At 44.5% G+C, this 8,105-nt stretch carries 4 protein-coding genes and 2 riboswitches; all 4 genes read left to right on the forward strand.

Annotated elements, in window-relative coordinates:
- Nucleotides 1-21 precede the first annotated feature (21 nt).
- Nucleotides 22-224, reverse strand: a riboswitch (cobalamin riboswitch).
- Between the two features lie 79 nt (nt 225-303).
- Nucleotides 304-498: riboswitch (cobalamin riboswitch) on the forward strand.
- Nucleotides 499-559: 61 nt separating this feature from the next.
- Nucleotides 560-2,437 (forward strand): TonB-dependent receptor domain-containing protein, encoded by a 1,878-nt coding sequence (locus A9E74_RS07675; RefSeq protein WP_069296051.1) that lies wholly within the window; start codon nt 560-562, stop codon nt 2,435-2,437.
- 161 nt (nt 2,438-2,598) lie between these two features.
- The gene (locus A9E74_RS07680; RefSeq protein ID WP_069296052.1) at nt 2,599-3,783 is read left to right on the forward strand and encodes an O-succinylhomoserine sulfhydrylase; all 1,185 of its coding nucleotides are present in this window, start codon (nt 2,599-2,601) and stop codon (nt 3,781-3,783) included.
- A 129-nt stretch (nt 3,784-3,912) separates the two neighbouring features.
- Nucleotides 3,913-5,691, forward strand: coding sequence for a vWA domain-containing protein (locus tag A9E74_RS07685; RefSeq protein WP_069296053.1), 1,779 nt, complete (start codon nt 3,913-3,915; stop codon nt 5,689-5,691).
- A partial coding sequence (locus A9E74_RS07690; RefSeq protein ID WP_141696779.1) for a hypothetical protein occupies nt 5,692-8,105 on the forward strand: 2,414 nt, incomplete at its 3' end.

An 8,105-nucleotide genomic window follows, 5' to 3' on the forward strand; every position in this document is an offset into this window, starting at 1 on the left:
GTTAATAGCATTTTCGGTCAACAGACCAGGATATTTCAGGCCGGTCTCCGGACTCATAAGCGGTGCTATCACCAGCTGAACACCTTCCCGTAATTGATACAGTGGCGTAACGTTCAACCTGAACTTATTTACCGTTGCGGGGGCAGTGTCGGGTTTATCCAAAGTTTGGCTGCACCGACTTCCCGTTTCATCACTTTCGCGACACCTGAAACTGCCGACAGAATAAGGATTAGCAAGCTATATTGTCAATTTGGAAATCATTTATTGCCCTTATCAGGTTTGACGATAAGCCATGGGAGATTTAAGATGCGCGCCTCTTCAGGTGCTTTGATACCCATCAGAGTTAAACGGGAAGTTGGTGCAAAACCAACACTGCCCCCGCAACGGTAAACGTTGAAAATGCATCCAATCAGCCACTGCGATTAATCGTGGGAAGGCGGGTGTACTGGCGCAAGCCACAACGTGAGTCCGGAGACCGGCCTGAAGTTCATCACAACCAAATCGTGTTGTGTGACTTTATTAACCTGGATCGCGGGTGAGCGTATCCCTAGGAGACAATATGAAACCTTCAACAAAGGCTATGCCTTTGCGTGTCTGTGCACGTTTGACATTGGCTGCACTGGCAACTTCCACCTTTTCTGTTTCAGCTTTTGCTGAACAGGAATCCCTTGATGCAATAACCATTACCGCAAATCGTATGCCCACGGAAAATGCTTTGGCGCCGAATACCGTTATTACCCGTGCAGATATTGATCGTTTGCAGATTTTGGATTTGCCTACACTTTTATCCAGAACACCCGGTATCGACATGGTCCAAAATGGTGGATTGGGTAAAGGAACCAGCCTATACATGCGCGGTACCGCCAGTGATCATGTTTTGGTTTTAGTTGATGGTGTTAAATGGCAATCTGCTACTTCAGGCGGAACATCACTACAGGATTTCCCTGTTGAACAGATAGAACGAATTGAGATCGTTCGTGGCCCACGGTCGGGAATTTATGGTTCAGAAGCGATCGGCGGTGTTATTCAGATTTTTACTAAGCAAGGCAGATCTGGTGAAACTAAACCATATTTTTCATTAGCTACAGGCAGCAAAAACACTCAAAAAGCCACGGCGGGAGTGAGTGGTGGAAATGAAAAAACTCGTTATAACCTGGGATATAGTTATTTAACAACAAATGGCATTGACGCACAGGACACATTGGATGACCCCGTTAGAACGTATGCGACACCTGATCATGATGGGTATCGAAATAGCAGTTTATCGTTGAAAGTTGATCATAATGTTAGCGATAGCTGGTCTGTTGGGGCAAATATATTGCGGGCAAACAGCTATAACGAATACGACAATGGTTCTTTTGTTCGTAACACCAATATTCTTCAAGACCCTATTCATAGCAAAAACATTCAACAAATTCTTGGCGTAAATAGCTCACTGGTGATTAACGATCTGTGGTCTATGCGTTTTATGTTGGGCGAATCGTGGGATCGTTTTCAAAGCGTCAAAGTGGGTGTAAATGAATCGAAATTCAATACCCGGAATCGTTCTGCAAGTTGGATAAACACTCTGAGTCTTAGTGAAACTCAACAGCTTAATATCGGTTTTGATTATGATCATGACCGGGTCGAAAGCTCTAATGAGTATGCGGAAAAGTCTCGTGATAACAAAGCTGCCTTCGTAAGCTGGCAAGCCAGTGCAGGTCGACACGAGTGGCTCTTGAGTGTGCGCCATGATGATAACGAGGCGTTTGGTCATCGTAATACTGGAACAGCCGATTATGGATATTGGTTAAATGACGAATTACGAATCTCATTAAATGCTGGTACAGGATTTCAAACACCAACGTTTAATGATCTTTATTGGCCAGGTGCAGGCAATCTGGATATTCTTCCGGAAAAATCGAAATCTTATGGGGTTGGTTTGACTGGGAGTCCAGCCTGGGGGAAATGGGCTGTTAACGCTTATCAGAATGAAGTAAGAGATTTAATAGAATGGGCAGCGACTCCTTCAGGATTATTTCAACCTTCTAATGTGTCAGAGGCTAAAATTAAAGGCCTAGAGTTCGAATTGAATACAACAGTAGCAGAATGGCTTTTGTCATTTGATGCATCTTTTGTTAAGCCAGAAGATGAAGAAACTGGAAATGTGTTGCAAAGAAGGGCAAAACGTATTGCCAATTTTCATGCTGATCGCCAATGGAATAAATGGTCTACAGGCGCAAGCTGGAAGTTAAGAGGTGAAAGTTATAGTGATAAAGATAATGACATTAAACTCAGTGGCTTTGGCTTATTAGATCTTCGTATCGCTTACGATATTGATACTGACTGGAAAGTGCGTTTAACAGGACAAAATATGTTGAACAAGGATTATCAAACTATCGATAGATACTATAGCTGGGGCAGAACAGTTATGTTATCTGTTCATTATCAACCTTAATTTTGTTACGAAAAATGCTCAGTCGTTATCGACTGAGCATTCCTTTTGATATTTCTAACTTATACCTATTCAAAAGCCCAAATCCTTTAAGGATAAAGCTGGTCAGCAGTTAGGCTAATCTTTTAGAATGGCAGGATTTTCCAGCTACATTCAGAGTTGTCATGACAGATCTCAAAGACCAGGGTTTTGCCACCCGAGCTATTCGTGCAGGACATGTAAGAACCCCTGAGGGTGAACATTCCGAACCGATTTTCCCTACTTCCAGCTTTGTGTTTGATAGTGCAGAGCAGGCGGCAGCGCGTTTTGGTGGCGATGAACCGGGCAATATTTATTCACGATTTACCAATCCGACCGTACGCACTTTTGAACAACGCCTAGCATCGCTGGAGCAGGGTGAGTCATGCGTGGCAACCGCTTCAGGCATGTCTGCCATTCTGGCTACTTTTATGGGGTTGTGCGCTGCTGGTGATCATATTCTGTCGTCACGCAGTGTGTTTGGCACCACTCGAGTTTTGTTTGATAAATATCTCAGCAAGTTTGGTTTGCAAACAGATTATGTTCCGTTAACCGATTTGGCGGCCTGGGAATCGGCTATCAAGCCTAATACCAAAGCGTTATTTCTGGAAACACCTTCCAATCCATTAAACGAGATTGCCGATTTGGCGGCGTTATCAGCCTTAGCCAAAAAACATGATTGTTTGTTAATCGTTGATAACTGTTTCTGTACACCAGCTTTACAACAGCCTTTATTGCTTGGTGCGGATATCGTCATTCACTCAGCTACCAAATACATTGATGGGCAGGGGCGTTGTGTAGGCGGTGCGGTTGTCGGAGATGCAAAACGAGTCGGTGAAGATGTGTATGGTTTCTTGCGAACTGCGGGTCCAACCATGAGCGCCTTCAATGCCTGGACTTTTCTGAAAGGTCTTGAAACATTAGATTTACGCATGAAAGCGCATTCAGCTAATGCGAATCAACTGGCACACTGGTTACAACAGCAGAAAATGGTTACTCAGGTGTTTTATGCCGGGCTCGAGTCGCATCCAGGACATCAGCTGGCTAAACAGCAACAATCTGACTTTGGGGGCATTATTGCGTTTGAAGTGGAAGGCGGGCAGCAGGCAGCCTGGAAATTAATTAACGCCACACAGTTTATATCGATTACTGCCAATCTGGGTGATACCAAAACAACTATCACCCATCCGGCCACTACGACTCATGGCCGTTTGTCAGTAGAAGCCCGCGCTGAATCGGGTATCAGTGATGGCATGATACGTTTGTCGGTAGGTTTGGAAAATGTTGAAGATATTCAACAAGATATTCAGCGTGGTTTAGATCTGCTTTAAACCTTGCAAGTAAATAGCTGAACTATCGGCATAAAAACTGCATATTTAGACTGAAATAAAACAATTCGCGCCAGAAAACAGACATTGAGGACGTTTTCTGCCGCTTTTCCAGCCAAACAGGTTGTTTTTATGCAGAAAATATTAAGGCTCATACTGGCCCTGCCAATCATCTGGTTTACTCTGCCAGCAGTGGCAAACGCTGAATCCAGCGCGGATGTCCGCATCATTATTGATGTGTCCGGCAGCATGAAATACAACGATCCAGAGAATCTTCGCGCACCGGGACTTCGCTTATTAGGCGGATTGATGCCGGGTGATGCCGAAAGTGGCGTTTGGACCTTTGCCCGTTACGTCAATATGTTGGTGCCTATCCAAAAAGTCGACGATAAATGGCGACAACGAGTTCAACAAAAATCCTCTGAAATTCATTCTCTTGGTTTATTTACTGATATTGAACAGGCGTTGCAAAAGGCGACGGCTAATGTCAACGCCGCTGATTCAACTAAACAACGCAGCATTATCCTGTTGTCAGATGGCCTGGTTGATCTAGACAAGGGTAAAGCTGCCAGCGAGCAATCTCGGCAAAACATCATCAATACACTGCTGCCACAAATAAAACAAAAAGGCTTTCGAATTCATACCATAGCCTTATCCGAGGAAGCCGATCACGAACTGCTTAAACAATTGTCCATGGCGACCGATGGCTGGTATCACAAGGTAGATAACGCTGATGAGCTTGAGCGGGTTTTTCTGCATTTATTCGAGCAAGCCACTCAACGTGATTCCGTTCCTCTGGTGAATAACCGCTTCACTATTGATAACAGCGTCAATGAAATGACGATCTTAGTGTTTCGTGAAACTGAAACCGATATCACCCAACTTGTCCAACCTGATCAAAAACAACAATTGGCCGACACTAATGATCCTGCCATCCGCTGGATGCAGGAAACACATTTTGATTTAATTACGATTGAGAAACCCATGGCGGGTGAATGGTTTATTGACGCCAATATTGATCCGGACAATCGTGTCATGGTGCTGACCGATCTAAAACTGCAAACCATTGATCTGCCAAATAACATTTTGGCAGGTGAGCAATTTGATATTGTCGCCAAATTAACCGACCATGGTAAACAGGTAGAACGAACCGATTTTCTGCAATTGGTAACGGCAGAGTTAAGCACTCAGCCATTGCAGGGGGAGCCCATCAATAACACGATGGCCTTAAATAACCAGACGGCAACGTTTATGGCAAATTTAGGCAAACTGTTTGACAGCGGACAGAATGATATTGTGATCACCGCTAAAAGTGACACTTTTGAGCGTCAGCGTCGGCAATCTGTGAACGTAGTAGCTTTGCCATTTGATGTCACCGTCACCCAATTGGAGGCTGACAGTCGTAGTCATCGACTGTCCATGACAGCCGATGCCAGTATGATTGATCCAGAATCCTTGCAAATCACTGCATTACTCAGCGCTTCCGATGGCAGTGAATTCCCTTACGATGTATTACGTCAATCAGATAATGCCTGGCAGCTGACGCTTGCCGATTTACAACCCGAAACCGCTTATCAATTATCACTGCAGATCCGCGGCAAAACTTTGACAGGACGAAATGTGTTTTTGCAACCAAAGCCCATTCATCTAATGGACGAAGTTGGCGCAACACTAACCATTACCTCAGAAACCCCGATTGGCGCAGAACCAGCCGATAAGCCTTTTGAGCCAGTTATTATTGATCCGGTTGTAGACGAACAAACCTCTGTAGTGGATGCAAGCTCATTTCGACTGTCTGATACCGTGATTTTAGCCATTGGCAATGCGGTTATTGTGCTGTTGTTGCTGATGGGATTCTGGTTTTGGCATCGCAGCCGTCGTCGGCAGCTGTTACCTGGAGACTTACTGTAAATGTCGTTGACTGATCCGGTTTTCCAATGGCTTGCCTATGAGCTGGCCGCTATCTTTGCCGTTCTGTTTATCTGGGTGTTGATTCGCGCACGACGCAAGCACAAACGTACTCAGGCAGCCGCTGCTAAAACGGCGAAATTTATCAAAAACAGTTACGAACAACGGGTTGCTTCATTAAGCGAGCAGCTGAGTAGTCGGTATGGTTTAAGCGGTGCGGCCTTGGATTCGATGGTCGAAGAGTTGATGCTGCGTGAAAAGGAAATCTTTAAATCCATCGTCAATCTGTATTCGGCTCAGGACGAAAAAACGCTGAATAATTTCCCTGAACAAATCACCTCATTAACTGATGCCACGCTGAGCATCATGCAAGCGGACAGTGAGCAAGATGCTGAGGTCACCGACCTACTAGACGTTGTTGATGAAACGTTGCAGGGAGAAGAAGCAGAGCTTGAAATTGAATTAGCTGAACAACCGGCGGAGACTGAAGAAGATCTTCAAGCTGAGTTTGATGGCGTGTTTGATGATGGCAATGCAGACACAGTGGTTGCACAAACGGAAATGCTGGATGACGAAACGGCGGTTATTGAAGAGTTAAATGAGCCAGCCGTGGATTTTGATATTGAGTTGGCGGATGTTGAAACAGATGAAGTCGACGTTGATGACATCTTTAATCAAAACACACCCATAGAAGAACCTGTTCCTAGCGAGCAAGAAGCACTTATTGATGATGCCATTGCGGCAGAACCCGAGTTGGATATAGATCCTGATCTGTTAGCTGACTTTGATGGGCTTGCCTCAGACGAGCCTGTAGCAGAGCCTGAATTAGAACCTGAGCCAGAACCTGAACCTGCAAAAACAGCTATGCGGATGGCGGATTTTCTAAAGAATGACTGGAACCCAACCATTCCGGATGTGTATGGTAAAACGCCATTAGCGGAGACTGAGCCAGCAGCTGAAATCGAAAATGAGTCAGAAAATGCTGATAGCTCTACTAAGCTAAAAAGCATGAAGGCGTATTTAAATACAGCCTGGACCAATCAGGTACCGGATATTTATGGTAAATCTGCCGCAGAGCCAGTAGCAGATCAGATTGATGAAGATTTTGAGGCATTTGAACATCAGGAACTCAAACTGCATGCTTTCGAAACAGACGACACGACGGATCAGGCCTTATCATCACCTGTTCAGCCTGCCGATATCGAATTGGATGTTTTACAACCAAACGACGTGGATTCCGAAGTAGAAGAGATGATTTCTGTAGCAGAAATCGATGATCTTATGCGCGAGGCAGATACACCGCTTGAGGACGAACAGGCTGAAACTGTTAATGAACATGTAGCACTCGAAAATGACTTTGATTTCAATGAAATAAATACCTTAGTTGATGAGGAGACTGCTCCAGAAGAAGATAATCTAGCAGAGTCTGAAATCGAGCCTGTTGAATTAGCTGATACAAATGAAGAGGATAGCTTGCCGCCTGAACTGACTGAGTCCAATCTATCGGATGACACCTCTGAAATAGTAGAGCAGTACCTTGAAGCTGATTTGCCTGAACCGACTCCATCTTATGAGCACTCAATAGAAGAAAAAACAGAAAGTGATAACACGTCATCAACAGCCGAAGCGGATCCCCAGTTAATTGTTGATGAAGAAGCAACTGATTGGCAGACCGATCTGATCGCTGAAGATAATGATTTCGAGATTGCTGAAACTGAGAATGCAGCAATCTTAGATGAACCGGTATCAGCAGCTGAAGAACTGGATTTTGTTGCAACTAATGATGTTGCAGAAGAGCTGGACTTAGCTGAAATAGCAGAACTGGATAAACCAGAAGAACCGGCATTAACATCTGAAGAAATAGTTGAATCAGCAGAGCAGCAACCCTCGCTTGAACAGAATCTGGAAGATGCTTCTGCTGAAGCAATTGATTTTCTCGAAACCGTAGAGATGACAACTCAGGATGTCGTTGAAGAACCTAGCGACAATGTTGAAGATGACGTCTCAGCTATTGATCAGTTGGATGAGATAAATCCGTTAGAAGAAATTATTACCAAGGCTGAAGCATCAACATCCATGGAAGAGGCATTAGCACCTGAAGAGCGGAATTCTTCTTCAATTAATGATATTGCTGATGATCTGGATTTAGCAGAAGAAATAGAACAGGATCAACAACCGGAAGCTGTTTTCGCCTCGGATGAGTTAGATGAATCTGTAGAACAAGAATCAGCGCTTGAACTGAATTTGCAGGATGCTTTAGCTGAAGAAACAGATTTCCTTGAAACCCCACCAATGCTCACTGAGGAAGTGATTGAAGTATTCAATGAGGGCGCTGAGGATGACATCAGCGAACTGGATGAAATAATCTCGCCAGAAAATAATATTGCCGAAGCCGAAGCCGAAGCCGAAGCCGAAGC

The organism is Methylophaga muralis (assembly GCF_001720165.1).
GTDB classification, from domain to species: domain Bacteria; phylum Pseudomonadota; class Gammaproteobacteria; order Nitrosococcales; family Methylophagaceae; genus Methylophaga; species Methylophaga muralis.

Coding starts and splice junctions, on each gene's coding strand:
- A9E74_RS07675 (WP_069296051.1), top strand. CDS start 560: ATGAAACCTTCAACAAAGGCTATGCCTTTGCGTGTCTGTGCACGTTTG.
- A9E74_RS07680 (WP_069296052.1), top strand. CDS start 2,599: ATGACAGATCTCAAAGACCAGGGTTTTGCCACCCGAGCTATTCGTGCA.
- A9E74_RS07685 (WP_069296053.1), top strand. CDS start 3,913: ATGCAGAAAATATTAAGGCTCATACTGGCCCTGCCAATCATCTGGTTT.